Below are 26,332 nucleotides of genomic sequence, written 5' to 3'. Positions count from 1 at the left end.
CGCTATTCGGGCTTCGCCCGGTTCTTCTTGGACAGCCGGAATTCGGGCGGGAACTTCCCGTCGTTGTCGTTGACCGCGGCCGACAGCCCGGTATCGATCGAGGAGAACATGTCCATGTCCTCGTCGCTGTCGTTGGCCACTCCGTTGCCCATCGACTCGAAGAACGCACTCAGCAAGCTGCCCATGTACTCGCCCTGCTGTTGCTTGAAGATCTCGAAGAACATCTTCTGCTGAAACACGGTGTCCACCGGACGGTTCCGTGCGCAGGCCTGTGCGTACTTGTCGGTTTCGGCCTCCAGCCGGTCGCGGGCCACCACCTTGTTCAGGAAGTTGCAGTCATACATCTCCGCGGCGGTGAACGGCCGCCCGGTGAAGACCATCTCCTGGAACTTGCGCAACCCCATCATCTGCACCCATGTCCACATCCTGGGGCCCCACCCGTGGTACCGGAACGATGGATGACCGAACAGGGCGTCATCGCTGGAGATCACCAGATCCGCGTCGGCGCACTGATAGAAGTGCCAGCCGTAGCAGTAACCCTTGGCCTCGACGATGCTGATCTTCTTGAAGTCCTGCAGCGCCCGATTCCCGGCTTGGGAGTTGGCATACCAGGAACTGATGGTGGCGCCGTTGCGGAAGGTGCCCTTCGGCGGGTAGCTCACCTCGCCTACTCCGTCGTCCTCCAGCCGCAACTCCGCCAGCCGCGCGGCCGGGTTGTCGTTGCCCTCCATGAACTCCGGCAGGTCCGCGCCGCTTCCCAGGTTGTCCCCGACGCCGCGGATGATCACCACTTTGACGTCATTGTCGGCGTTGGCGGCCCGCAGGATGTCGGCGTAGCGCAACCTGGCCATCGAGGTCGGCGCGTTGAGGAACTCCGGCCGGTTGAACGTGATGGTCGCGATCTTGGTCTTGCGGTCCTTCTCGTAGAGGATGATCTCCTCGGGAGTGGGGCGATCAGGCATGAGCGGCCTCACTGTAGGAAGGTGCCTTGGTCAACACTTCGGGGCCGTCGGCGCCGACGAGCACGGCGTCGCGGGTGAACACCGCACCCACGCCCTGTTCCCAGACGTAGCCGGTGACCGCGAGGACCATCCCGGGTTCCAGGACGTCGGACTCGGCGGTGGCACGCAGAAGCGGCGATACCACCGGCGGATCGAATCCCAGCCCGAGGCCGTGTGCCACCGGCATCGCCGGAATTCGCTCACCGGCCCGCTCGTAGGCATCCAGCAATGCACTGGCCGGTTTGCCGGGGCGGCAGGCGTCAATGAGCCTGTCCCACAGTTCGTCCCGGCGCCGGTACAGCGATCGAACGGCTTCCGTCGATTCACCGGTGTGGACCGTGCGCGCGACCTCGCCGACGTAGCCGTCGGCGAGCACCCCCGCCGACAGGGCCACCAGGTCACCGTCGCGGACCCGGCCGTCGCCTGCGGCGCGCCGCCACGGATGATCCTTGGAGGTGATCCACGCGGCGTCCTGCGTCGCCGGGGTGCTGACGCCGCCGGCCGCTTCGGCCTGCAACACCGCACCGGCCAGGTTCTGCTCGGTGGTTCCCGTCGCGAGCTCGGCAACACCCCTGGCCAGACCCTCTTCGGCGACCGCGAGCGCGCCGCGCAGCGCCCCGATCTCCTCGGCCGTCTTGACCCGTCGCGCGGCCCGCATCGCCGGCTCGCCGTCGACCAATTCGGCCTGCGGGAAGGCCATCGGCAGTAACTTGGCGAAAGTCGGTGTCAGGGCGTCGGTTCCGACCCGGCGTGCGGTATCGGTGCCTTCGATATCCCGCAGCACGCCGATCAGCGTCATCGGATTCCAGGCCAGCCCATACAGATTCGCGTGCGGAATCTCCTCGGGAATGCCCTCATCCCAGGTGCTGTTCAGGTGGATCTCGCCGGTGGCCCGCACATACGTGCAGATCGGCCCGAACGGCCGGGTGCCCACCACCCACAGCTGCGGCGCGCCGCTGATATAGCGGACATTGGCCTGCCTGCCGAGCACCAGCACGTCGAGGTCATGAGCCTCCATCTGCGCGATGGCACGCTCGCGGCGGCTGAAACGCAATGCCCGGTCGTCGGCCTCGATCTCAATTCCCACTGAACACCTCATACGGGTCGTACGGATAGGACGTCAGCGGCATCCAGCCACCGTCGGTGACCACCACGATCTCCTCGCCGCGGTAGCCTCCGGTGCCGTCCTCCCACACCACCGGTTCGAACACCAGCAACATGCCGGCCGGAAAGACGAAATTGTCATCCCATTCCTGGCCGAGATCGGTGCCGATCATCGGCATCTCGGCCGCACTCGTACCGATACCGTGGCCCAGGTAGAAATGCGGCAACCACGGCTTCTGACCACCGGCGGCCGCCGTCGCCGCGCGCCCGAGGTCGCCGCACGTGGCGCCGGCCTTGGTCACCGCCAGCACGCCGTCCACGATCTGGCGCCATTTGTCGAACTGTGCCTGCTGAGCGGGGGTCGGGTCCTGGCCGACGATCCACGTCCGGCCGTGGTCGGAGCAGTAGCCGTGATACGCGATGGACACGTCGGTCCACAGCACGTCGCCCGCAGCGACCTCACGCTCGGTGGTCAACAACGGCAGGGCCAGATCACCGGTGGTGGTCCAGGTGCCCTCGGCCTTCGACGCGGGCATAACCTGCCAGATCGAGTCGAACATGTTGGTCGTGGCGCCGAGTTCGAAAGTGCGGCGCACGAATTCGGCGGACAAGTCGATCTGCCGCGCTCCCGGCGCCAACGACCGCTGTATCTCGGCGACGGCCTGCTCGGTGATCTGGCACGCGCGCCGGATACAGGCGATCTGGTCGATCGTCTTGACCAGTTTGGCCGCGCCGATCACCGGAGCGGCATCCCCCGGCGCCGCGCCGGGGAACAGCGCGGTTCCTGCCCGGCGCATCGCCCCGGTCAACTCGTCGACACCGATGGTCGCGCCGGACGGCACCAATCCGGCCAGCGTCCTCGCGAATTGGGCGACACCCTCGTCGAATTCGAGGTAGACGGGCCCGTGCAGATGGTCATCCGGCAGATCGGATTCCATCGCCGAGCCCTCCCGGAACGGGAGGAACAGATGCGGGTGCTCATCGTCGGCCAGAATCACCGCGACCGGTCGTTCCACATGGGACAGGCCCGCATCCGCCAGCGGCCAGCTGATACCGGTGGCGTACATGACGTTGCTGTTGCCCAGCAACACCAACGCGTCCACGCCCTGATCGACCATCGCGGCGTGCAGCCGGGCCCCCACCTCGCGGCGCAGCCGCGCCAGATCCGGCTCGGCGGGGATGTCGAGCCACGTGTAACCGGTCCGCGCGATCTGAGTGACGCCGGACCGTGTCGAGGTGGTCATGCCGTTGCCAGCCCCAGGAACTTCTGGATGTTGGTGCTGACGATCTTGACGGCGTTCTCGGGGCCGACCGCCTCTACCACCGTCGCCAGCGACTTCTCCGAGTATCCGAAGGTGGATTCGTTGTGCGGGTAGTCGCTGGACCACATCACGTTGTCGACGCCGATCTGGTCGATCAGCCGCAGGCCCAGCGGGTCGACCATGAACGACGCACTCATGTGATGGTCCCAGTAGTAGCGGATATCGTGGCGCAGTTCGTGATTGAACATGTGCCGATACGACGCCAGCATGTGTTCGGCATCCTGCAACGCGGTGGGCACCCACGCGATGCCGCCCTCGAACCAGCCGATCCGCAACGATGGGTGGCGGTCCAAGATGCCGGAGAACACGTATTTGGCGAACTGTTCGCGGAACGAGTCGACGTTGACCATCATGCCGACGACGACGCTGTTGTTCTGGCACGGGGTCTTCGGCGGCGTCTCGCCGATGTGGTGACTGACCGGCAGGCCGGCGGCCTCGATCTCGTCCCATACCGCGTCCATCTCGGTGCTGCCGTAGTCGTAGATGTTGCCCTCGTCGTCCTTACCGGGATTCAGCGGCAGCAGGAACGTCTTGAGTCCCAGTGACTTCAGCTGCTCCAGCGTGCTACGGGTTCCCGACGGATCCCACCAGTTGATCAGCCCGACGCCGTAGAAATGGCCGTTGCTGCTCTCCTGCAGCTCGGCCATCACCTCGTTGTAGATGCGGAACACCCGCTCCCGGATGCCCTTGTCCGGGTAGTGGAACAGGGCCAGCACCGCGTTGGGGAAGGCCAGCTCCCGGTCGATGCCGTCCTCGCGCAGTTCACGGATCCGGGCGTCGATGTTGTTGGTGGCCGCACCGGCCAGATCGTCGTACTGCATCAGGACGCGGCCGAAGTCCCCACCGGTCCAGGCTTTGCCTTTCATGCCGACCATGTAGGCGCCGTCCTCGTACCAGATGCGCGGCGCGGCGCCTTTCAGGTCGTCGGGGAACCGTTCGTAGAAGATGTCGTCGGCGACCGAGATGTGGTTGTCGGCCGAGAAGACCTCGGTGCCGGCCGGCAGTCCGAGATCACCTGCGACCGAATTGCTCCTCGCGTCCGCAGCGGCGTGACCTTTGCGGTTCTTCGGTGCGCCAAAGCCTTCCGGCGGGTAGAGGGTCGTCAGAGCAGACATGTGATTCTCCAATCGGGGCTGTGGGCTACCACGTAACGGGAAGTTCGTACACGCCGTAGGCCAGACGGTCGTGTTTGAACGGCACCTTCTCCAGCGGGATGGCCAGACGCAGCGTCGGGATCCGGCGCAGCAGGGTGTGGAAGACGATCTGCAGTTCGGCGCGGGCCAGCTGCTGGCCGACGCACTGGTGGCGGCCGTAGCCGAAGCCCAGTTGCTGTCCGGCGTCCCGGCCGAAGTCCAGCTTGTCGGGTTCGGGATAGGCCCTGGCATCCCAGTTGGCCGGCGCCAGATCGATGATGATGCCTTCGCCGGCCCGGATGGTCTCGCCGCCGATTTCGATGTCCGCGAGAGCAACCCGGCGCTGGCCGTTCTGGATGATGGACAGGTAGCGCATCAGTTCCTCGACCGCGTTGGCGATCACCTTCGGATCGTCGGCGGTGCGCAGGAAATCGGCCTGTTCCGGATTCTCCAGCAGGGCGAGGATGCCGATGCCGATCATGTTGGCGGTGGTTTCGTGTCCCGCGATCAGTAGGCCGGTGCCCAGCTGTGCGGCCTCCTTGACGCTGATCTCACCGGCGGTCACCCGTTCGGCCAGATCCGACACCGCGTCCTCGGACGGATTGGCCTGCTTCTTCTCGATGAGGTCGATCAGGTACTGGTGCAGGCTCATCGCACCCTTTTGCATGGCGTCCGCGGCGGCGTAGCGAGCCAGGCCGGCGTTGGCATGCTCCTGGAAGAACTCATGGTCTTCGTATGGGACGCCCAGCATTTCGCTGATCACCACGGTCGGGACCGGCAGGGCGAGGTTGGCGACGAGGTCGGCGGGCCGCGGACCGGCAAGCACCGCGTCGATGCACTCATCGGTGATCTTCTGGATCGCCGGGCGCAGGCCCTCGACGCGCCGGAAGGTGAATGGCTTGGACAGCATCCGGCGGAACCGGGTGTGCTCCTCGGCGTCGGAGGTGAACACCGAGCGCGGTCGTTTGTCGACCGTGGAGAGCATGTGCTCGTTCCAGTGCGGGAAACCCGAGATCCGGTCGTCGACGCTGACGCGCGCGTCGGAGAACAGGGTGCGCGCTTCCTCGTGCCCGGTGATCAACCACGGCGTGCTGCCGTTCCAGATCTTCACGCGGAAAAAGCCTTTGGGGTTTCCGAGCATCGGTGGTGGTGGCGCGAACGGGCAGCGCGCGTCCCGCTCCATCGGGTACTCGGGGATGTCGACTTCGGTGAGCGTTTCGGACATGTCATTCCTCGATGTCGATGGCCAGGGCCGGGCAGGCTGCCGCGGCGCGGCGGGCGTTGTCGAATTGGTCTGGGCTGGGCTCGGATTCGAGCAACTCGACGACACCGTCGTCGTCGCGCTGGTCGAACAGGTCCGTCGCGTTCAGGACGCACTGTCCGGACGAGACGCATTTGTCCTGGTCTACCGAGATTTTCACGCGACGTCTCCGCTCGCGGTGACGGGCGCCCGCCACAACCCGACGATGGCGTCGATCAGGCCGGCGCCGGCAGCACTCCAGGACCGCCCGGCCACGGCCGCGGTCCCGGTCGCGAGCGCACGCTCCCGGTCGGCGCAGCTGTGCATGAGCAGATTGCGGGCCATGATGTTGCGCTCGAACCGGACTTCGGCGGGCAGGTCGGGCAGGCACCGGTTGATCCGGTCGATGACCTGCACCAGCGAGGGCGAGCTCAGCGCGTCTTTGACGACGATGGTGTGGTATTCGGGATCGGTCATGGCCTGGGCGGCGAACCGCGCGTACCACGTCGGGGTGCCGAGTTCGGCGAGATGATCGGTGAGCGGGCAGACCAGACAGGCCACCCAGTCGCGCAGTTCGCGCGAACCTGCCACGGCTTCGATCATCGTTTCCCGCAGCAACTCGATCGGCTGACGGTGCTTGTGCTCGATGGCGCGGACCAGGTCGGTCTTGGTGCCGAAGTGGTAGCCGACCGCGGCGTTGTTGCCTTGTCCGGCGGCCTCGCTGACCTGCCGGTTGGAAACGGCGAACACGCCGTGCTCGGCGTACAGCCGTTCGGCGGCCACCAGAATCGCTTCTCGGGTGCCACTGGCACGTTCGGTACGCAGGGATCTCGCCGCTGTCACCGTTACAGTCAACGCCCCTCCTGTAATTAAGTCAAGCAGTTGATTTAAATGAAGGTGCCGGGTCGGCCTGCCGCTCGCACCCGGCTATTTCTCCTTGCGCACCATGACCTTGCCCGCCACCGTGCCGCCGTCGATCGGCAGGATGGTGCCGGTGACGTACCGCGACCTGTCGGTGGCCAGATACAACGCGGCCTCGGCGACGTCGTCGACGGTGCCCTCGCGCTTGAGTGGCCGGTCCGCGCGCATCTGGGCGCGGATCTTGGCCTCGAACTGCTCGAGCTGCTCCCGGTCCTCCCCGGCGGCCGACTTGCGCACGATGGCGGTGCGGATGTTGCCCGGCGCGATGGCGTTCACCCGAATCTCGTGATGCGCCAGTTCAATTGCTGCCGACTTGGTGAACTGGATGACCGCGGCCTTGGACGCCCGGTAGGTCTGCACTCCCCCGCCGGCCTGGATGCCGCCGATGGAGGTCAGGTTGATGATCGAGCCACCACCGTGGTCGGCCATCTGCCGCGCCGCGTCGCGGGTTCCGGCCATCACGGCGCGCACGTTGACCCGCATCACGGCGTCGAAGTCGGCGAGGTCGTCATCGAGGAAGCGCCGATGCATGGTGCCCGAGACTCCGGCGTTGTTGACCATGACGTGCAGGCCGCCGAACTTCTCGACGGCGGTGCCGACCAGGGCACCGATCTGTTCGAGATCGCTGACGTCGGTGCGCAGGAACTCCGTCCCTGGACCCAGTTCGGCGGCCAGTTCCTTGCCACCGCGCTCATCGACATCGCCGAACACCACCTTGGCGCCCTCGGCAGCGAACCGCCGGACCAGTCCGGCGCCCAGTCCGCCCGCACCACCGGTGATGACGGCGACCTTGCCGTCGAGCTCGTCAGACATCTGCAACCTCTTTCAGAAAGTTCAGCAACAGCCCGGTGAGCGCATCGGGCTGTTCGATCTGCGGACAGTGCCCGGCGCCGGCCACCACGGCCGAGCGACCGTCCGGAATCTGTGCGGCGATATCGGCTGCCCAGCCGGGAGGCAGCAGTTTGTCACCGGCTCCCTCGACGACGAGCACCGGCACCGAGATCCGGCCATAGGCTCGCGTGGACGACGGCGTCGACGGCGGCTGCAGTCCTGGGCGGCGAAAGCGCGCCGCGGCCAACGATTCCCACGCACCCGGCGCGATGCTCGCTTGGTACCGGCGCTGCACATAGGCCTCATCGGCCGGATAGGACGGGTCGAAGAACAGCGCGGTCACGATCCGGCGCATCGCCGCCACGGTGGCGTCATAGTCGTACAACGCACCGCTGTGCTCGTTGCGCACGATGTCGCCGCCGCCGCAGATGGCCACCAGGCTGCGCACCGGCAGCACGGGCGCCTCCGAGGTGGTGTCGACGAACAGGTTGATCGCGCCCATCGAGTTGCCGACGAAGTGCGCGGATTCGATGCCCAGCACCTGACAAAACCGGGCGATATGCCGGATGCGCATGCCGCGGCCGTCATTGAAATCGATGACCTTGGCCGACTCGCCGAAGCCGAGCATGTCCGGGGCCAACACTCGGTACTGCTGCGCCAGCGTGCCGATGATGCGTTCCCAACCGATCTCGGCGCTCGCACCGAACTCGCCGCCATGCAGCAGCAGCACCGGATCGCCTGCGCCGGCCTCCAGATAGCCGGTCAGCAATCCGTCGACCTCGATGGTGTTGCGTGTGAAGGTCATTTGATCGCAATCGGGCTGACGGGCGCCCCCACGGCGCCGACGACCTTCAGCGGCGGCGCGATGAGCTGGAACTCGTAGACGCCGTCGGCGCGGCAATCCGCCACCAGCGCGGTCAGGTCCCAGTACTCGCCGAGCATCAGCCCCATATCGCGCAGGCAGAGCATGTGCATCGGCAGGAACGTGCCCTCCACTCCGTTGGCCGGATCCGGGTCCTCGACCATCAGATTGTCCGACGCAACCGCGGCGATCTGGTGGTCGTGCAACCACGAGGCGCACGTCCAGTGCAGGCCCGATCCCGCCTCGTGACCGTCGCCGGTGCTCAGGAACCGCGTCCACCAGCCGGTGTGCACCACCACGATGTCCCCGGGACCGATCGCCACGCCCTGCGCGGCCGCGATGTCGTCGAGCTCGGTCGCGGTGATGGGCCGCCCGGGCGCACAGAACACCTCTTCGCCCCGGTGGGCGACGACGTCGAGCAGCACGCCGCGCGACACGATGCCCTTGTCCGCCACCTTTTCGATACCGCAGCGGTAGGCCCCGAAACTCGTCACCGAATCCGCGGGGAACCCGTTGTACAGCTTGTCCTCGTAATAGACGTGTGACAGCGCGTCCCACTGGGTGGCGGCCTGCAGCGACATGGTGATCATGTCGTCGTTGAACCGGAAGATGTTGTCGACGAAGAACGAACTGAGCTCCTGCGCAACGGATTTGCGTGCCCATTCCGGGGCGTACCGGACCAGGGTCTCGGCATCGCCGCCGTCGACGGTCATCACGTGGATAGGGTTGAAGCGGAACTTGAACGCACCTTGTGGCCCGTTGGAACCGAAATCACCGCCCAGGGATATCACCGCGCCGCGCTTCACCAGGGCCGCGGCCTCGGCGACCTTGTCTGCGGTGATGAGATTGAGCGTGCCGAGTTCGTCGTCGTCGCCCCAGCGGCCCCAGTTGCGCACATCGTCTGCAACCCGGCGAAAGTCTTTCATCGTCGACATTCAGTGGACTCCCTTCTGGGTCTCATGTGCCGTCTCCGACGGCAGGGTGGCTGCGATCCTGCCGGCGACGGCCCCGCCGTCCACCCAGATGACCTGCCCCGAAATGTAGCTTGCCGCTGGACTGTTCAGGAAGGCCAGCACCGAAGCCTGTTCGTCCGGTCCGCAGACATGGCCCAGCAGTGTCGGGAACGAATCCAGGTAATCCCGGCCGTAGGCGCCGCGCAACTGATCGAGGATCGGGGTCTCGGTGACGCCGGGGCCGGTGCAGTTGATCCGGATTCCACGCTGCCCCAACTCCAGGGCGCGGGACATGCCGTAGAGGATGATCGCCTCCTTGGACAGCCGATACCCGCCGTCGGCCAAGGCATCCGGGTTGGCCTCGCACCACTGCGCACCGTCGGCCATCGATGTGGTGGCCAGTAGACCCGCCGTCACAGAGGTGTTGGCCAGATAGTTGGCAGCCGCCAGCGAGGATACGTTGGCGATGGCCGATCCGGCCGGCATCTGCGGTAGCAGCGCCTCGGTGAAATGCCGCATCCCGAGGAAGTTGATGGTGACCACCAGCAGCGGCTTGCCGATCCCCGACGACACCCCGGCCACGTTGAACAACGCGTCGACCGGGCCGTCGATCCGGGCGACCGCCGCGTCGATGGAATCCCGGTCGGCGAAGTCCACCTCGATGAACGCCGCCGGTGTCCGTTCCGGGCGGCGCAGATCCAATCCGGTGACGTGGGCACCGAGGTCGGTCAGCTGGGCGGCCAGGTGCGCGCCGATACCCGACGCGCACCCCGTCACCACCACCCGGCGACCGTCATAGCGCCAACGGTCACTCATAGCTACTGGGCGGCCTTGCGCTGATCCTTCTCCAGCTGGGCGGCCTTGACGCGACCCTCGTTGATCTCGGCCATCGCCTCGGGGATCTCACCGGCGGTGAACTTGCCGCCCCGGCCGGTGGGCAGGCCGCCGAAGGAGTACGTCTCATCGAACAACGGGGTGTTCGACGGCTGACGGCGCGCCTCGACCTTCTCGATCACCGGCGCCAATCGAACTGCTTTCTCCGCCACCTGCTTTGCGTCCCGCTCGATGAACTCCGGCAGGATCTCCTTGCCCATGATCTCGATCGATTCCATGGTGCCCTCATGGCTGCGCGGGTTGAGCAGCAGGATGATCTCGTCGACCCCACTGGCCTCGTAGCCGCGCAGGAACTCCCGAACGGTGTCCGGGGAACCGATGGCGCCGCGGCCGGGACCGTAGGCCAGCGTCGGATCCTCCTTGACCGCCTCCTGGTAGAGGTCCCACACACCGGTGCGACCGGGAGTGTGCATACCGGTCAGGTAGTAGTGCATGATCCCGAACGAGAAGAAGCCGCCGCCGGTGCCGAGGCGCTTGAGTGCCTCGTCGTCGCTCTTTGCCACCATCATCGACAGATCGCCGCCGATGGCCAGGATGTTGGGGTTGATGGCCGGGGTGATCGGCGCGCCCTGCTCTTCGAACTCCTTGTAGTAACCGTCCACCCGGTCCTTGAGCGCTTCCGGTCCGGTGTAGGCGAAACTGAGTGCGCCGATGGCCTTCTGCGCCGCCATCTGCACCGAGGATGGCCGGGTGCAGGCCACCCACACCGGGGGGTGCGGCGACTGCAGCGGCTTGGGGATCACGTTGCGGGCCGGCATCTCGACGTGTTCACCCTTGAACCCGGTGAACGGCGCCTCGGTCATACAGCGGATGGACACTTCCAGCGCCTCTTCCCACATGGTGCGCTTGTCCGCGGGATCGATGTCGAACCCGCCCAGCTCGGCGACCGAGGAACCCTCACCCGTGCCGAATTCCACGCGGCCGTTGGACAGGTGATCCAGGGTGGCGACCCGCTCGGCGATCCGGGCCGGGTGGTTGATCGGCGGCGGCAGGTGCATCACGCCGAAACCGAGCCGGATGTCCTTGGTGCGCTGGCTGGCCGCCGCGAGGAACATCTCCGGCGCGGTGGAGTGACAGTACTCCTCCAGGAAATGATGCTCGGTGAGCCATACGGTGGAGAAACCGGCCTTGTCGGCCAGCTCCACCTCGTCCAGACCGTGCTGGAACAGCTGGTGCTCATCGTCTTCAGACCACGGCCGCGGCAGCGGGAACTCGTAGAACAATGAGATCTTCATGCGGGTACCTCTCGATTGGAGTTGTGGGAAATGTGTTCTGCCGCTATGTAACCGAATGTCATGGCGGGTCCGATGGTGGCGCCGGCACCGGCATAGCTGCGGCCCATCACCGCCGCAGACGCGTTACCGGTGGCGTAGAGGCCGGCAATGACGGTGCCGTCCGCACGCAGCACACGGGCGTGCTCGTCGGTCAGCAGGCCACCCGAGGTACCCAGGTCGCCCAGGATGATCTGAAAGGCCAGGTACGGCCCCTTGCCCAGCGGAGCCAGGTTCGGGTTCGGCAACGTCGGGTCGCCGTAGTAGTTGTCGTAGGCACTGTCGCCGCGGTTGAAATCATCGTCGTGGCCTTTGGTGGCGAGCTCGTTATACCGGAACGCGGTGCGCTGCAGATCATCCGGCGGAACATTGATCTTCGCCGCCAACTCGCCGATGCTGTCGGCGGCCACCACGATGCCGGAGTCCAGCCAGGCCTGCGGGATGTTGCGCCCGGTGGGCACCGGCGCGAACGGCACTTTCGGGATCGGCAGGTGCCCGCCGACCACATACCGGCGGAACGACTTGATGTCGGTGACCAGCCAGCACGGCACGTGGTCGATCCCGGATTTCTGGCCGTCGATCATGGCGTGCGCGAAATCCATGTACGGGGCGGCCTCGTTGATGAACCGCTTCCCCGCACCGTTGACCACGAACTGCGACGGCATCATCCGTTCGTTGAGCATGAACTGCAGGCGCCCGTCCGGCCAGCACATCGCAGGGAACCACCATGCCTCGTCCAGCAGATCGGTCGCCGCGCCGACCTTCTCACCCGCGCGGATCCCGTCACCGGTGGCCGCGGGATTGCCGAAGCTCCAGTCCTTGTCCAGGATCGGCAGGTACTGCCGGCGCCAGGCCATGTCGTGATCGAATCCGCCGGAGGCCACCACCACGCCGCGGCGCGCGGCGATCCGCACCGGCTGACCGTCTCGCTCCACCACTGCACCGACCACCGCCCCGTCGATGTCGGTGATGAGCTCGGTCATCGGCGCAGAGAGCCACAGCGGGATGTTCTTTTCTTTGAGCGCCAGGCGCATCCGCGCCATCAGCGACTGCCCGATGGCAGCCATCCGCTCGCCGAACACCCGCGCCCGGACCATCCGCCAGATCAGCTTGACCAGCACGGCCTTGCCGCGCCAGTTCTGCCGAACCTGATAGAACAGCCGAAGATCCTTCGGGGCGAACCAGATTCCCTTGGGCGCCAGTGCCAGCGGCGCGAGCATGTTCTGCTCCTCGTCACCGAGGCTGCGTAGATCCATCTCGGGCACGTTGATCGTGCTGCCCCGCTCGGATCCGCCCGGGAGTTCCGGATAGTAATCGGCGTAGCCCGGTTTCCAGACGAATTCGAACCACGTGCTGGACCGCTCCAGGAACTCCATCATGTCCGGGGCGGTATCGACGTAGGCGCGCAGCCGTTCGTCGCTGACCAGCCCGCCGGTGATGGTCTTGAGGTACTCGAACACCGCGTCGGGGTCCGGCGAATAGCCGGCCATGCGTTGCGACGGCGCCCCGGGCACCCAGATGCCGCCACCCGACAGTGCCGACGAACCGCCGAATTTCGCCGACTTCTCCACGACCAGGGTGTCCAGCCCCGATGCGTCGGCGCGCAGCGCCGCGGTCATGCCACCGGCACCGGAGCCGATGACCAGGACATCCACCGAATGATCGAACTGGTCGCTCACGCGCACACCGCCGTTCGGATCGCGAATCCCGCGATCAGCTCAGGAGCAGCGCGGTAATAGCGCTGCTGGGTCCGGTAGTCGCCGTGGGCGGCCAGCGCGGCGAACGCCGCCACCCAGGTGCGGATCTCATGTGCCGAGTTGCCGGCCTCACGTGCTATCCACTCGTTGCTCCAGCCGTCCACCTCGGCCAGCCGGTTGGTGTCGATCAGGTCGAGCAGGGCACGGTCCCATTCCGGGTTCAGCGGCTGTAACGTGCTGGCGCCGTGCGCGAAATCGTGTGCCGCCGCGATCACGGCGTCCTGCCGCGCGGCCCGGCCTTCCGGGGACATCGGGGCCCCGCCCACGATGCGCGCCAGCGCGGCCGGCGGCGCGGTCGCGAGCGTCGGCACCGGCGGATCATGCGACAGCCCACCGGAACCCACCACCAGCACCCGCTTGTCGAGCGTCATCAGGTAGGCACCGATCGCCGCGCCCAGGGCTCGGGTGCGCTTGAGCGGACCGAGCGGGGTGGCCACCGAGTTGATGAACACCGGGATGACCGGTCGCGAACCGGCGTCCCCGAAGAGCACCTCCAGCGGCTGCACGGTGCCGTGGTCGACATCCATGGCGGCCGACAGCGCCACGTCCACATTTGCCTCCCAGGCCGCGGCGGCCATCTCATCGGCCAGTGCGGCGGGCACATCGAGCGGTCCGGCGTGGGTGCCGTAGTCACCGACCCCGTTGGCGGCGCTGCCGATACAGAACGGTGGCATCAACCGGTAGAAGAAGCCGTTGTAGTGGTCGGGGGCGAAGATGACGACCAGCTCGGGGTCGAAATCGGCCACGAAGGCGCGGGTTTGGGCGAGCTCGGCATCGATGTCATCAAGCAGTTCCGCCGACGGGCCGGGCAGATTCAGCAGCGGGCTGTGCGACATGCAGCACAGGGCGACTCGGGACATGGGATTCACCTCCCTCGGCGAGACAGAGGACGTCGAACAAGGTGCTGCTCAGTTCGGTGGCCACCTGGGCGATGCCGGCGGCGGCGATGGCGCGGTCCGGTCGCAGGAACAGCACCGATTCGGTGTGGGCGTCGAAGAATTTCTTCAGTGCGCCGGTGCGGTCGCCGACGATGGTGATGTCGGGATCGTCGTGCCCGGTCCAGTGCAGTTGAGTGCTGGGCCGTGCCTCGACGAGCGTGGCGCCGAGCGCCTTCCAGCGGGCAAAGGTGGCTTCGTCGAGCAGTTCGCGCAGGTTGTTGTTCCACGCGAGCACCGCGAAGCCGGTGCCCAGCACATCGTCGAGAAGCACGTTGGTGGCGGTTCGGGTGTCCACCCGCGGCTGGATGAACAGAGTGCCCGTCGGTGAGGTGGCCGACGGGGTGCCGTCGTGCACCACGGCGCCGGTGTCATACCGCGGCATGGGCTTGAAGCGCATCTCCAGCACATAGCGCTTGAGGGTGGGCACCACCGAGGCGGCCCGGATCACCTTGTCCCGCAACGTTGCGACGTGCCGATTCGTCGGCGAGATGACGCGGCCGACCAGCGTGGACAGATCGATCATGGCGCGCGCATGCTTGCGGCGCTCGGCGTCATAGCTGTCCAGCAGGGCGTCGCCGGCCTGACCGCCGACCACGGCGGCCAGCTTCCAGCCGAGGTTGGCTGCGTCCCGGATACCGCTGTTGTACCCCTGGCCTTGCCACACCGGCATCAGGTGCGCGGCGTCCCCACCGATCAGGATTCGGCCGTTGCGGAACGAGCTCGCGATCCGGGAGTGGTGGGTGTAGACCCGGTGCCGGATGATGTCGACCCGTTCGGGGTGTGGAACGAACGGCGCCAGCATCGCGGCGATGAACTCCGGGCGCTCCACCTGCTCGTCGGTCTCACCTGCGTGGATCATGAACTCGAAACGCCGGATACCGTGCGCGATCGAGATGGAGGCATACGGCCGGGACGGATCGGCACCGACCTCACTGTTCGGATGGCCGAGCGGATCGTTGGCCAGATCGATGACCAGCCAACGTGTTTCGGAGGTGGTTCCCTCGAAGCTGACGTCCATCGCATGACGGGTGGCACTACGCCCACCGTCGCAGCCGACCAGATAGCGGGCCCGGATGCGCGACGGAGCGTCGCCGCGCAGCAGGTGCACGGTCACCCCGTCGGCGTCTTGGACGCACCGCTCCATGCGGGTGCCCCAACAGATGTCGACCTGTTCGAAACGGTCCAGCCCCTTCAGCAATTCGGCGTCCACGAGCGGCTGGACGAATCCGTTGCGCTTGGGCCAACCGAATCTCGCGTCGGGCGGCGCCATCTCGGCCAGCAGGCCACGGTTACCGTCGTAGAACCGCAGGATCTGGTTGGGCACGGTGTGCGGCAGAATCTGCTCGACCAGGCCGATCGACTGGAACGTGCGCAGCGATTCGTCATCGAGTCCGACGCCGCGCGGATAGTCGATCAGGGTGTCGCGGTCCTCCACCACCGTGGTGCGAACCCCCTGCAGTCCGAGGATGTTCGCCAGTGTCAGGCCGACGGGCCCGGCGCCCACGATGAGGACGTCGACGTCGCCGGTCATGAACGTCCCAACAGGAAGTCGATGTGCAGGCGGTTGAACGTCTTGGGATCTTCGTACTGCGGCCAGTGTCCGCAGCCGGGCATCACCTCGAAGCGGGCGCCCGGGATCATCTCCGAGATGCGCCGGCCTTCACTGACATCGGCGGTCGGGTCGTCGCTGGTCCACAGCACCAGGGTGGGCGCGGTGATGGCGCCGTACTCGGCAGGTCCGAGCAGGTTGCGGGCCCGGATATCGGGATCCTGTAGCGCCATGATGTCACTCATCGCGGCCACGAAACCCTGCTGCTGATACACCTTCTGGCGACTGGCCACGATGTCGTCGTAGCCCTTGGACTTATCGGCCATCAGCCACTTGATGCGTGCCTGCACGGTGTCCCAGTCCGGGTTCTGCGCCGCCGCCATGGACAGCGTGATGATGCGTTTCATCACTTCCGGGTCGGCTTGCGAACCGCCGGCGGTGTTGAGCACCAGGCGCTCGATGCGGTCCGGGTGGTCGGATGCGGCCCGGGCGGCCACCCAGCCGCCGAGCGACTCACCGGACAGATACACCGTCGGGGCACCGATGGCGTCGAAGACGGCCAGCAGGTGATCGACGTAATGCGCGACCTCCAACGGGTGCCCCGGCTTGTCGCTGTACCCATGCCCGAGCATGTCGATGGACCAGGTGGAGAAGTGCTCGGCGTGCGACTCGAGGTTGCGCACGTAGGCCTCGGCGTGCCCCCCCGAGCCGTGCAAGAGGACCAGCGCCGGTTGGGTCTCGTCACCCGCGTGCAGGTAGCGGGTGCGCACGCCGCCCGCATCGAGGTAGCCCTGTGTGAACGCCACGCCCTGAAGGTCACTCCAGATGCTCTCGTGCGCAGGCATCCCTGCCATGCCACCCCTTCCTGCGGAAATATCATTCTCATTCATTGCGAATGATGTGTGCTAATATCGAACATCAATGTGCACTATGTATAGAGCATCACTCTCACGATGACGTCTGTCAAGGGACTCGACGGCGGGTCCACAGCGGGATCGACGCCGGACAACCCGGCGCGCACCGCCGCCGGGTCGCAGACTCTGGCCAGGGGTCTTTCCGCCCTGCAGGCGGTCGCCAGCGCGCCGGCCGGGGTGACGGCCGCCGAGGTCGCCGATTTCGTCGGCGTGCACCGCACCATCGCCTACCGGCTGCTGAGCACGCTGACCCAGGCCCGCTTCATCACCAAGGGCGAGGACGGCAAATACCGGCCCGCCGCCACCCTGGCCGTGCTGGGCGCATCGTTCGACAACAACGTGCGTCAGCTCAGCGTGCCGACCCTGCGGCTGCTCGCCGATGACTTGGGCACGACGGTCTCGTTGCTGGTGGCCGAGGGTGACCAGCAGGTCGCGATCGCGGTGATCGTGCCGACGCTGGTGTTCTACCAACTGTCCTTCCACGAAGGCAGCCGCTACCCCTTAGACCGCGGTTCGGCGGGTATCGCGCTGCTGTCCAGCATGCCGGCGCGGCCCGGTGAGCGGGATCTGGTCCGCCAAGCCCGTGAACAGGGATACGTGATCACCCACGGCGAGATCGAGCCCGATACCTACGGACTGGCCGTCCCGGTGCGGCGCCGTCCGCCCTCACCCCCGACGTGTATCAACCTCATCTCCCATCGGGAGGACGTGATGCTGCGCGGCCGCGATGCCGTGATCCGCGCCGCCAAACAGCTTTCCGAAATCCTCGGCTGAAAGGACAGGTCAAACGTGTCGGATTGGGACCATGAAGTCGATGTCGTCGTCCTCGGCAGCGGCGGCGCGGGATTGTCCGCGGCACTGACCGCCGCCGTGAACGGCGCGTCGGTGGCGATTTACGAGAAGGCACTGACCGTTGGTGGGACCACCGCGGTGTCCGGTGGCATCGTTTGGATTCCGTCACACAACCGGCTGGCCGATGGTGTGCTCAGCGTCGACGACGCCCTGAAATACCTTGAGGCGCAATCCCTCGGATTGATGGATCGGGCACTGGTGGAGACGTTTGTGCGGACCGGCCCGGCCATGCTCGACTTCCTGGAGGCGCACAGCGAGTTGCGCTTCGAGGTCGCCGAAGGCTTCCCCGACTACAAACCCGAGCTACCCGGCGGGCGACCCGGTGGTGGCCGATCGCTCAATGCCGCACCATTCGACCTGGCCGCCCTCGGCGACTGGCGTCACCGCATCACCGCGTTCCCGGTGGACTTCAGCAACGTCGGCATCGACGCCGAGACGCGCGCCCGCATCCACGCCGCGGTCGACGATATGGATGGCGACTACTGCGTGGCCGGCACCGCGTTGATCGCCGGGCTGCTCAAGGGCCTACTGGACCGCGGCGTGACGCCGGTGACCGAGGCCCGCGCGGTGGAGCTGATCGCCGAGCGGAACGACGGAGAGAACACCGGCGGGCGGATCGCGGGTGTGCGAATCATCTTTGACGGCACAGATGTCCGGGTACGCGCCCGTCGCGGCGTCGTGCTCGGCACGGGCGGGTTCGAATGGGATCCGCACCTGGTGGAGGCATATCTGCGCGGCCCGATGCACGGTGCGGTCTCCCCGCCGAACAACACCGGCGACGGGCTGCGGATGGCGATGGCACACGGCGCCGACCTGGCCAACATGGGTGAGGCGTGGTGGGTGCCGATCGTGCAGATCCCCGGGGACACGCTCGACGGCAAACCGCGCAGTCGCAGCGTCCGGCTGGAACGCACCCGGCCACGCAGCATCATCGTCAACCGCGCCGGCAAGCGATTCCTCAACGAAGCCGGCGAATACAACTCGATGGCCGGGCCGTTTCACCATCTCGACCCGCGCACCGGCTATCTCAACGACCCCGCCTGGATCGTCTTCGACGACCACCACCTCAAACGGTATGGCTTCCTGGGCGTCGAACCGGGTGGCGAAGCTCCCGATTGGTTCAACAAATCGGCGACACTGGAGGACCTCGAGCGCAAAACCGGGATCGCCGCCGAGGGCCTGGCCCGTACCATCACGGCCTGGAACGCCAACGTGGCCGACGAACACGATCCCGACTTCAACCGCGGCGCAAGCGCTTACGACGGCTACTGGGGCGACAACTCCGCAACGACGCCGGCGTTGCAGACACTCGGCCCGCTGGACACCGCGCCGTTCTATGCGGTGCCGGTGGCCGTCGGGGCGATGGGCACCAAGGGCGGTCCCCGGACCGACCGGGACGGCAGGGTGCACCACGTCAACGGCGGCGTGATCGAGGGCCTGTTCGCCGCGGGCAATGCGATGGCCGGGGTGACCGGAAAGGCCTACGGCGGGGCCGGCGGCACGCTCGGGCCGGCCATGGTGTTCGGCTACCGCTGCGGATACACCGCCGCGACCGGCGAATCCGCACCCACTTCAGCGTGATTTCGGCGCGCTTACCCGCGGTGGCCGCGCGTAAGCGCGCCGAAATCGCAGGGAACTAGGGCTGGTCTTTGACCGCGGCGGCGGGCGGGCCTGCGTTGCGCCAGTCCTCCAGGCCGTCCTCGACCAGGCCGACGGGAAACTTGTTCTCGTGCACCTGCGCCCAGTGGCTGTGGTTGAGCTCGTGCAGCGTGAAACACGCGTTGAGCGAGTTGTAGAACCCCTGGTTGTCCTGGGTCTGGTTGACCGACTCCTTGACCAGTAGTGCCGCCATGGTGGGAACCTTGGCAATCCGCCGGGCGAATTCGACCGTCTTGTCGGCCAATTCGTCTGCCGGGAAGATCTTGGACACCATGCCGAGCGCGTGCGCTTCCTCCACCGAGAGGGTGTCGCCGGTGAGCATCAGTTCCTTGGTCTTGCGGGCCCCGAATTCCCAAGGGTGGGCGAAGTATTCGACGCCGCACATGCCCAGCCGGGTGCCGACGACGTCGGTGAACCGGGTGTTGTCGGCGGCCACGATCAGGTCGCAGGACCACATCAGCATCAGCGCCGCGGCGTAGACATCGCCGTGCACCGAGGCCACGGTGATCTTGCGCAGATTGCGCCAGCGCCGGGTGTTCTCGAAGTAGTGGTGCCACTCCTGCAGCATCAGGCTCTCGGCGCCTTGACGGGTGCCGCCGTTCACCGTGAAGCTGGGATGCTGATCCGGACCCGGGGTGTACTCGGCGCGCTGCACCTTCGAACCGACGTCATGGCCGGCCGAGAACATCGGCCCGTTGCCGCCGAGAATCACCACGCGCACGGTGTCATCCGCCTCGGCCCGCAGGAACGCGTCATGCAACTCCACGAGCATGCCGCGGTTCTGCGCGTTACGCGCCTCGGGGCGGTTCAGCATGATCCGCGCGATGACGCCGTCGTCGAGTGTTTCGTATGTGACGAAGCGATATTCAGGAGTTTGGTCAGCCATGAATCGCACTCTATTCCTCTGAGAATGGCGTTACCGCGCCGGGCGCGCTAGAGCGACAGGATGGTCGCCGAGGCGGTGCCCGGCGCGCCGTACACCTGGGCCAGACCGACCCGCGGAGCGCCCGGCACCTGCCGATCCCCCGCCTCGCCCCGGAGCTGCCGGACCAATTCGTGCATCTGCCGCAGGCCCGAGGCGCCGATCGGCTCGCCGTTGGCGATCAGGCCACCGTCGGTGTTGACCGGGATGGAGCCGTTGATCTCGGTGGCACCGTCGATCAGCAGCTTCTCCTGCTCGCCGTCGGCGCACAACCCGGTCTCGGCCATGTGGATGATCTCCGCGCCGGCGTCAGTGTCCTGCAACTGGGCGATGTCGACATCTTCCGGCCCGATTCCGGCCGCTTCGTAGGCGGCCTTGGCGGCGAACACGGTCGGCGAGGGATCCTCGTCCAACGGCGCCGAGGTGGCGTGCACCTCGTACGCACCGAAGGTGCGGGTGCGAATCTCGCTGGCCCGCACGTAAACCGGCTTGTCGGTGTACTTGTGGGCGATGTCGGCGCGGCACATGATGACCGCGGCGGCCCCCTCATCGGGTGCGCAGAACATGTATTGCCGCAACGGGTAGTTCAGCACCGGCGAAGCCATGATCTCGTCGACGGAGATCTCCTTGCGCCGGAACGCATTCGGGTTCAGCACGCCGTTGCGGAAGTTCTTGTTGGCCACCCGCGCCAGCGTCTCCTCGGAGATGCCGTGCTTGTGCAGGTAGTGGTTGGCCTTCATGCCGAAGAACTTGGTCGTGACGAACTGGCCGTTGTTGGCGTACCACTGCGGCAGTGCCAGCTTGGCCGGGTCATCGGTGAAGGCGCCACGGGGATGCTTGTCCAGGCCGATGGCGATGCCGATGTCGTACTTGCCCAACCGGATGGTGTCGGCGGTCTGCTGGATGGCGCTGGCCGAGGTCGCGCAGGCGTTGAACACGTTGGTGAAGGTGATGCCGGTGAGCCCGACCAGGCGCGTGACGGCGTCGGGATTGGACACCTCGTAACTGCCACCGAACCCGAACTGGATGTCCTTCCATTCCAGCTTCGCGTCGGCCAGCGCGCTGGTGATCGCCTCGGCACCCATCTCCATCGCGGTCTTGTCGAACCGGCCGAACGGGTGGATGCCGACGCCGATGATGGCTACGTCATTGCTCATGTTGATGTCCTCCCCCGGGCCTAGACCGGCTGGAATGCGAAGGTGACGATCTCGTCGCCGTCGGCGTCGGTGGTGAACGGCACCATGGTCAGCTCGACCTCCATGCCGAATTTCAGCTTGGCCGGGTCGTTTTCGGTCAGTCGGCCCTCGACGCGGATCTGATCACCCAGTTGTACGAGCCCGACGCCGAACGGGACGAAGTCCTTGCCGGTGGGTCCCGCGTACGGCGCACCGGGCGGGAATCCCTGCGTGGTCCAGGCCACCACCGTGCCGCGGCGCGGCAACAGCACATCGGACATCTGCGCCTTGCTGCATTTGGGGCAGCGCTGCTGACGCGGGAATGTCGTCGCCGAACACGCGCCGCACTGACTACCGATCAGCTGCGGATCCTCGTCCGGCCACGTGGAGATCTCGGGGGCAAGTGCCTTCGGCATCGGACTCCTCGCAACAGAATACGTTAACGATTTCGTACAGTATCACTTCCGAAACTCGGAAACCACATTCTCATTCGGCGTGACCTGGACGCCGTCCAACAGCCGGGCCGTGGCGGTGTACACGTCGAGGTCGCCTCCCGCGACGCCGCCAGCCAACTCGGCCAATCCCGGATGTGAGCGCAGTGCGCTCTGCGCCAGCGACAGGATCTGCAAGCGGGCCCGGGCGGCACGCCGCGGCGCGTCGTCGGACCGGTGGTGGGCGTCGATGGCGTCGACCAATTCGTCGATGCCGGTGTTTTCCGCGGCGATGATCTTCAGCACCGGCATGCCGGTTTCGATGTGCAAATCGCGCACCGTCTGATCGGCACCCTCGCGGTCGGCCTTGTTGACGACGATGATGTCAGCGACCTCCAGCAACCCGGCTTTCGCGGCCTGAACCGCATCCCCCGCACCGGGATTGAGGATGGCCACCGTCGGGTCCGCGACGGCGGCGATCTCCACCTCGGACTGTCCGACGCCGACCGTCTCCAGCACGACGACGTCGAAGGACAGCGCGGCGAGCAGACGGATCGCCGCGGGGACGGCGGCCGAGAGCCCACCCAGATGCCCACGGGTGGCCACCGATCGGATCAGCACGTCGGGATCGTTGATATGGGCGGCCATCCGGATCCGGTCACCCAGCAGCGCGCCCCCGCTGTACGGCGAGGACGGGTCGACGGCCAGCACTGCGACCCGGAGCCCGCGGGCTCGGTAAGCGGCCACCAGCACCGCGACCGTCGTCGACTTACCGGCGCCCGGCGGCCCGGTGATACCGACGGTGCGGACGGCACGCGTCTCCAGTGCGGCCAGCACCTCGCCGCGGCGATCGCCCTCGACCATGCTCAGCAAGCGGCCGGTCGCTCGTTGCGAACCGCCACGGGCAGCTGCCAGTAAATCGATGATTGTCATTGCAGCTGACTCTAAGACCAGGCCCCCGCGTTCGGGCCCAGAGGCCGCCGTTGAGCCGGAAAAATACGGCGGAGCACCCGCACATCGGCGACTCCGCTTGCGGTCAGCGGGGTTTGGTCACCTGACGGCGTAACCCGAATGCGCCAGCCGCCCCGCCGCGGCCGTGTCCAGGACAACGGTCACCTGCGGGTGCCACTGCAGCACCGACGCCGGGCAGTCGGCGGTGACGGGCCCTTCGACGGCCGCGGCGACGGCGGCGGCCTTGTGTTCACCGGTGGCGATCAGGACAAGGTGCCGGGCCGATCGAATGGTGCCGAGGCCCTGGGTGATGACCCGGTGGGGCACCTCGTCGATGCTGTCGAAGAACCGCGCATTGTCCTGCCGGGTCTGCTCGGTCAGCGTCGTCACCCTGGTACGTGAATCCAGCGGCGAGCCCGGCTCGTTGAAACCGATGTGCCCGTTGCCACCGATGCCGAGCAACTGCACGTCCACCGGGCCCGCCTCGGCGATCAACGCGTCGTATTGCGCTGCGGCAGCGACGATGTCGGCAGCGGATCCATCTGGGCCGCACACCCGCGCCCGGTCGATGTCGACGTGGTCGGTGAACTCCGTCCGGATGACGTGCGCGTAGGACTGTGGGTGCCCCGCCGGCAGGCCCACGTACTCGTCGAGCAGGAAGGCCTGCACCGCCGCGAAACCCAGGCCCTCGTCGCGGTGCCGGCGGATCAGTTCCCGGTACACCGACAGCGGTGACGACCCGGTCGCCAGCCCGAGGGTGGCGGCCCCCGACCGGACGGCGCGGTCGAAGACGTCGGCGACGATCACACCGCATGCGGCGTCGTCGTGGCTGATGATGACTTCCATCGTCGGCTTTCTCTCCAGGCTCAGGCGTCGCGGGCCGGGCGGCCCAGGACGCGACGGTCGAATACCAGATCCCATGCGGTGTCCATGGCGATCACGGTGGCACCGATGAGGACGGCGTCGTCCCCGAGGTCGCCCCCGACGATGTCGGGTACCCACGGGATGGTCTCGGCCAGCTCGCGGCGCATGGGGTCGGACAACAGGTCCGCGTTGCGCCCGATACCACCGGCCAGCACGATGAGGCCGGGGTCCAGCACCGCGGTGATCACCGAGACCACCCGCGCCAACTTGGCCGCCTCGTCCACCACGACCCGCATCGCGCGTGCGTCACCGTCGCGAGCCGCGTCGAAGATCGCCTTGGCACTCGGCAGGTTCAGCCCGGCATCGCGGGCAGCCGACACCACGGCCTCACCGGCCGCCACCACCTCCACCGGGCCGGGCCTGCGCGTCGGCACTCCGGCGGGCACCCGGCCATAGGGCAGGTCGGCGATCTCGCCCGCAGCGCCGTGCGCACCCCGAAACAGTCTGCCGCCGAGCAGGATTCCCAACCCGATGCCGGTACCGACGGTGAGGCAGGCCACCACGTCGACGCCTTGCGCCGCGCCTCGTGCGTGCTCGCCGACCGCACACAGGTTGGCGTCGTTCTCCACGATCACCGTGGAGCCATTGGAACCCAGCTGAGCCGTGAGCTCGCCGAGCAGCCCGCGCCGCTCCCAACCGGGCAGGTTCGGCGAGCGATGCACGGTGCCGGCCGCCGTGTCCGGGATACCCGGCGTCCCGAGGACGGTGACCACGATGTCGTCGCCGGCGAGCCCGGCCTCGGCGGTGGCCCGCCCGACGAGGTCGGCGAGCGTGCGCACCAGCATTGCACCCGAGCGGCTGCGGTTCGGCTGCTCGACGCGGGCCACCACCTCACCGTCGAGGTTGGCGACCGCGACGTGCAGCGCACGACGGCCGATGTCGACGCCGACGATGTGGCCGGCATCCGGTGCGGTGCGGTAGACGACCGCCGCCCGGCCGGGCCGATCAGCGCGCCGGCCGATCGCCCGCACCAGCCCGTGCTGTTCGAGATCCAGAAGCGCTTGTCCCACCGTCGGTTTCGACAAGCCGGTGTTGGCGGCGATTTCCGGACGGGTCGCCTCGCCATGCTCTCGCAGCCGGTCGAGTACCAACCGCTGGTTGAGCGCACGCATGCTCGCCGGAGTGCCCGCCTGTGGTGCTGCACGGTCTTGCACCGCCACCTCCGCTCTGTCGGCTCCAGAGTTTACAAACAAACCCTTCCACACCGATGCCACATATGTTAAGAAACTTTACTAACAAACTACGTCAGCCAAGGAGGTGCCCCGTGAACGCCCCCGAGACCGGAGCCCCAGCTCGCCAGCCCGCACTCGAACGCAAGATCGGCCCGCTCCAGGCCACCGCCATCAACATGACCCAGATGTGCGGCATCGGACCGTTCGTCACGATTCCCGCCATGGTCGCCACCATCGGTGGGCCGGAGGCCATGTTCGGCTGGATCATCGGCGCCATCCTGTCGCTTGCCGACGGCCTGATCTGGGCCGAACTCGGCGCGGCCATGCCCGGCGCCGGCGGCACCTACATCTATCTGCGGGAGGCGTTTCAGTACCGCACCGGCCGGCTGATGCCGTTCCTGTTCGTGTGGAGTGCCGTGCTGTTCATCCCGCTGATCATGTCCACCGGCATCATCGGTCTGGTCCAGTACCTGGGCTACCTGATTCCGGGCGTTACCGACGCGTCCGGAAACACCGCCCTGGGCAAGGTGATCGGCGTCGGCATCACGCTGCTGATCATGGTGGCGCTGTTCCGCAAGATCGGCCAGATCGGCAAGCTCACCACCGGCCTGTTCGTGGTCATGCTGGTCGCCGTGCTCAGCACGATCGTCGCCGCGTTCAGCCGCTTCAGTGCCGCGCAGGCATTCGCGTTCACCCCCGGCGCGTTCGGCGGCCACGGCACGTTCTGGGCAGGCCTGGGCGCCGGCCTGATCATCGCCGTCTACGACTACCTCGGCTACAACACCACCGCCTACCTCGGCGCGGAGATGCGCGACCCCGGCCGCACCATCCCGCGGTCGATCATCTTCGCGATCCTCGGCATCATGAGCCTGTACTTCCTGTTGCAGGTCGGCGTGCTCGGCTCGATCCCGCTCGACGAGCTCAAGACCGCCACCTCGGTCGCATCGTCGGTGCTGGAGCAGGCGTGGGGTTCCACCGCCGCCCAGATCATCACCGGCCTGATCGTCGTGGCGGCCGTCGGTTCGGTGTTCGCCGGACTGCTCGGCGGCTCCCGGGTGCCCTACGAGGCCGCCCGCGACAAGGTTTTCCTGCCCGTGTTCGGCCACCTGCACCCGAAGTTGCACCTGCCCACCGCGGGCGTGATCGCCATGGGCGCGATCACGATGATCGGATCGCTGTTCACGTTGACGACCATCATCAACGCGGCCGTCGCAACGCTGCTGTTGGTGCAGTCGCTGGCGCAGGTGGCGGCGATCATCGTGCTGCGCCGGCGCCAGCCGAATCTGGTTCGGCCGTACCGGCAGTGGCTGTACCCGGTGCCGACGGTCATCGCGCTGGTCGGGTGGATCTACATCTACCTGTCGGCCACCTGGCTGTCGATCGGATTGTCCGTCGGCTGGATCATCATCGGCTGCGTCGCCTTCCTGGTCTACGCCAAGACCGAGAACACCTGGCCCTTCGGCCCGAAGGAGATCAAGGAGATCAAGGAGATCAAGGAGACCTTCATCGACGATGTCGGCGGGCGATCGGACCTGCCGGCCCGTTAGGCCACCCGA

25 protein-coding genes are annotated in these 26,332 nt (G+C 66.9%); 3 read left to right on the top strand and 22 right to left on the bottom strand.

What is annotated here, in order from left to right:
- Positions 1-2 precede the first annotated feature (2 nt).
- From ACXPWS_RS08525 to ACXPWS_RS08450, 16 genes are all read right to left on the bottom strand, one after another.
- The gene (locus tag ACXPWS_RS08525; RefSeq protein ID WP_458712026.1) at positions 3-962 is read right to left on the bottom strand and encodes an enoyl-CoA hydratase/isomerase family protein; all 960 of its coding nucleotides are present in this window, start codon (positions 960-962) and stop codon (positions 3-5) included.
- A complete protein-coding gene (locus tag ACXPWS_RS08520; RefSeq protein WP_458712025.1) occupies positions 955-2,088 on the bottom strand; it encodes a M24 family metallopeptidase in 1,134 nt (377 codons plus the stop codon). The genes ACXPWS_RS08525 and ACXPWS_RS08520 overlap by 8 nt, the downstream gene beginning before the upstream one ends.
- Positions 2,078-3,349, bottom strand: coding sequence for a M24 family metallopeptidase (locus ACXPWS_RS08515; protein ID WP_458712024.1), 1,272 nt, complete (start codon positions 3,347-3,349; stop codon positions 2,078-2,080). The genes ACXPWS_RS08520 and ACXPWS_RS08515 overlap by 11 nt, the downstream gene beginning before the upstream one ends.
- Entirely contained in the window at positions 3,346-4,542 is a 1,197-nt protein-coding gene (locus tag ACXPWS_RS08510) for an amidohydrolase family protein (RefSeq protein WP_458712023.1), read from the bottom strand. Before ACXPWS_RS08510 ends, ACXPWS_RS08515 begins: the two co-directional genes overlap by 4 nt.
- A 25-nt stretch (positions 4,543-4,567) precedes the next feature.
- Positions 4,568-5,785 (bottom strand): cytochrome P450, encoded by a 1,218-nt coding sequence (locus ACXPWS_RS08505; RefSeq protein ID WP_458712022.1) that lies wholly within the window; start codon positions 5,783-5,785, stop codon positions 4,568-4,570.
- Position 5,786: 1 nt separating this feature from the next.
- The gene (locus ACXPWS_RS08500) at positions 5,787-5,981 is read right to left on the bottom strand and encodes a ferredoxin (protein WP_458712021.1); all 195 of its coding nucleotides are present in this window, start codon (positions 5,979-5,981) and stop codon (positions 5,787-5,789) included.
- Positions 5,978-6,643 (bottom strand): TetR family transcriptional regulator, encoded by a 666-nt coding sequence (locus tag ACXPWS_RS08495; protein ID WP_458712020.1) that lies wholly within the window; start codon positions 6,641-6,643, stop codon positions 5,978-5,980. The genes ACXPWS_RS08500 and ACXPWS_RS08495 overlap by 4 nt, the downstream gene beginning before the upstream one ends.
- 84 nt (positions 6,644-6,727) lie before the next feature.
- A complete protein-coding gene (locus ACXPWS_RS08490; RefSeq protein WP_458712019.1) occupies positions 6,728-7,534 on the bottom strand; it encodes an SDR family NAD(P)-dependent oxidoreductase in 807 nt (268 codons plus the stop codon).
- Entirely contained in the window at positions 7,527-8,357 is an 831-nt protein-coding gene (locus tag ACXPWS_RS08485; protein WP_458712018.1) for an alpha/beta fold hydrolase, read from the bottom strand. Before ACXPWS_RS08485 ends, ACXPWS_RS08490 begins: the two co-directional genes overlap by 8 nt.
- Positions 8,354-9,340 carry a cyclase family protein gene (locus tag ACXPWS_RS08480; protein ID WP_458712017.1) on the bottom strand — a complete coding sequence of 329 codons (987 nt, stop codon included), beginning with the start codon at positions 9,338-9,340 and terminating at the stop codon, positions 8,354-8,356. Before ACXPWS_RS08480 ends, ACXPWS_RS08485 begins: the two co-directional genes overlap by 4 nt.
- Before the next feature lie 9 nt (positions 9,341-9,349).
- Positions 9,350-10,183, bottom strand: coding sequence for a coniferyl-alcohol dehydrogenase (locus tag ACXPWS_RS08475; protein ID WP_458712016.1), 834 nt, complete (start codon positions 10,181-10,183; stop codon positions 9,350-9,352).
- 2 nt (positions 10,184-10,185) lie between these two features.
- The gene (locus ACXPWS_RS08470; protein WP_458712015.1) at positions 10,186-11,496 is read right to left on the bottom strand and encodes an LLM class flavin-dependent oxidoreductase; all 1,311 of its coding nucleotides are present in this window, start codon (positions 11,494-11,496) and stop codon (positions 10,186-10,188) included.
- Positions 11,493-13,151, bottom strand: coding sequence for an FAD-binding protein (locus ACXPWS_RS08465; protein WP_458713459.1), 1,659 nt, complete (start codon positions 13,149-13,151; stop codon positions 11,493-11,495). Before ACXPWS_RS08465 ends, ACXPWS_RS08470 begins: the two co-directional genes overlap by 4 nt.
- 56 nt (positions 13,152-13,207) lie before the next feature.
- Positions 13,208-14,149: a 3-carboxyethylcatechol 2,3-dioxygenase gene (locus ACXPWS_RS08460; protein ID WP_458712014.1), complete on the bottom strand. Its 942-nt coding sequence runs from the start codon at positions 14,147-14,149 to the stop codon at positions 13,208-13,210.
- Positions 14,073-15,758 carry a bifunctional 3-(3-hydroxy-phenyl)propionate/3-hydroxycinnamic acid hydroxylase gene (locus tag ACXPWS_RS08455; RefSeq protein ID WP_458712013.1) on the bottom strand — a complete coding sequence of 562 codons (1,686 nt, stop codon included), beginning with the start codon at positions 15,756-15,758 and terminating at the stop codon, positions 14,073-14,075. The genes ACXPWS_RS08460 and ACXPWS_RS08455 overlap by 77 nt, the downstream gene beginning before the upstream one ends.
- Positions 15,755-16,621 (bottom strand): alpha/beta fold hydrolase, encoded by an 867-nt coding sequence (locus ACXPWS_RS08450; RefSeq protein ID WP_458713458.1) that lies wholly within the window; start codon positions 16,619-16,621, stop codon positions 15,755-15,757. The genes ACXPWS_RS08455 and ACXPWS_RS08450 overlap by 4 nt, the downstream gene beginning before the upstream one ends.
- A 108-nt stretch (positions 16,622-16,729) precedes the next feature.
- Here ACXPWS_RS08450 and ACXPWS_RS08445 point away from each other — a divergent pair, with 108 nt between their 5' ends.
- Together ACXPWS_RS08445 and ACXPWS_RS08440 are read left to right on the top strand one after the other, a co-directional pair.
- A complete protein-coding gene (locus tag ACXPWS_RS08445) occupies positions 16,730-17,464 on the top strand; it encodes an IclR family transcriptional regulator (RefSeq protein ID WP_458712012.1) in 735 nt (244 codons plus the stop codon).
- Positions 17,465-17,479: 15 nt separating this feature from the next.
- Positions 17,480-19,123, top strand: a complete 1,644-nt coding sequence (locus ACXPWS_RS08440) for an FAD-dependent oxidoreductase (RefSeq protein WP_458712011.1) — start codon at positions 17,480-17,482, stop codon at positions 19,121-19,123.
- Between the two features lie 55 nt (positions 19,124-19,178).
- Here ACXPWS_RS08440 and ACXPWS_RS08435 read toward each other — a convergent pair whose 3' ends face one another.
- The 6 genes from ACXPWS_RS08435 to ACXPWS_RS08410 form a co-directional block, all read right to left on the bottom strand.
- Positions 19,179-20,087, bottom strand: a complete 909-nt coding sequence (locus ACXPWS_RS08435; RefSeq protein WP_458712010.1) for an enoyl-CoA hydratase — start codon at positions 20,085-20,087, stop codon at positions 19,179-19,181.
- Between the two features lie 47 nt (positions 20,088-20,134).
- Complete coding sequence (locus ACXPWS_RS08430; RefSeq protein WP_458712009.1) at positions 20,135-21,280, bottom strand: thiolase family protein; 1,146 nt, start codon at positions 21,278-21,280, stop codon at positions 20,135-20,137.
- 20 nt (positions 21,281-21,300) lie between these two features.
- Positions 21,301-21,714: a Zn-ribbon domain-containing OB-fold protein gene (locus ACXPWS_RS08425; protein WP_458712008.1), complete on the bottom strand. Its 414-nt coding sequence runs from the start codon at positions 21,712-21,714 to the stop codon at positions 21,301-21,303.
- Positions 21,715-21,756: 42 nt separating this feature from the next.
- Positions 21,757-22,662 carry an ArgK/MeaB family GTPase gene (locus ACXPWS_RS08420; protein WP_458712007.1) on the bottom strand — a complete coding sequence of 302 codons (906 nt, stop codon included), beginning with the start codon at positions 22,660-22,662 and terminating at the stop codon, positions 21,757-21,759.
- A 117-nt stretch (positions 22,663-22,779) separates the two neighbouring features.
- Positions 22,780-23,526 (bottom strand): glucosamine-6-phosphate deaminase, encoded by a 747-nt coding sequence (nagB, locus tag ACXPWS_RS08415; protein WP_458712006.1) that lies wholly within the window; start codon positions 23,524-23,526, stop codon positions 22,780-22,782.
- Positions 23,527-23,546: 20 nt separating this feature from the next.
- Positions 23,547-24,758 (bottom strand): ROK family transcriptional regulator, encoded by a 1,212-nt coding sequence (locus ACXPWS_RS08410; protein WP_458712005.1) that lies wholly within the window; start codon positions 24,756-24,758, stop codon positions 23,547-23,549.
- Between the two features lie 110 nt (positions 24,759-24,868).
- Between ACXPWS_RS08410 and ACXPWS_RS08405 the strand changes: the two genes are divergently transcribed.
- Positions 24,869-26,323, top strand: coding sequence for an APC family permease (locus ACXPWS_RS08405; protein WP_458712004.1), 1,455 nt, complete (start codon positions 24,869-24,871; stop codon positions 26,321-26,323).
- Positions 26,324-26,332: the final 9 nt, after the last annotated feature.

This window comes from Mycobacterium sp. BMJ-28, from assembly GCF_054404835.1.
Note: the sequence above shows the minus strand (reverse complement) of the source record. Positions and strands in the feature narration are given on the sequence as shown.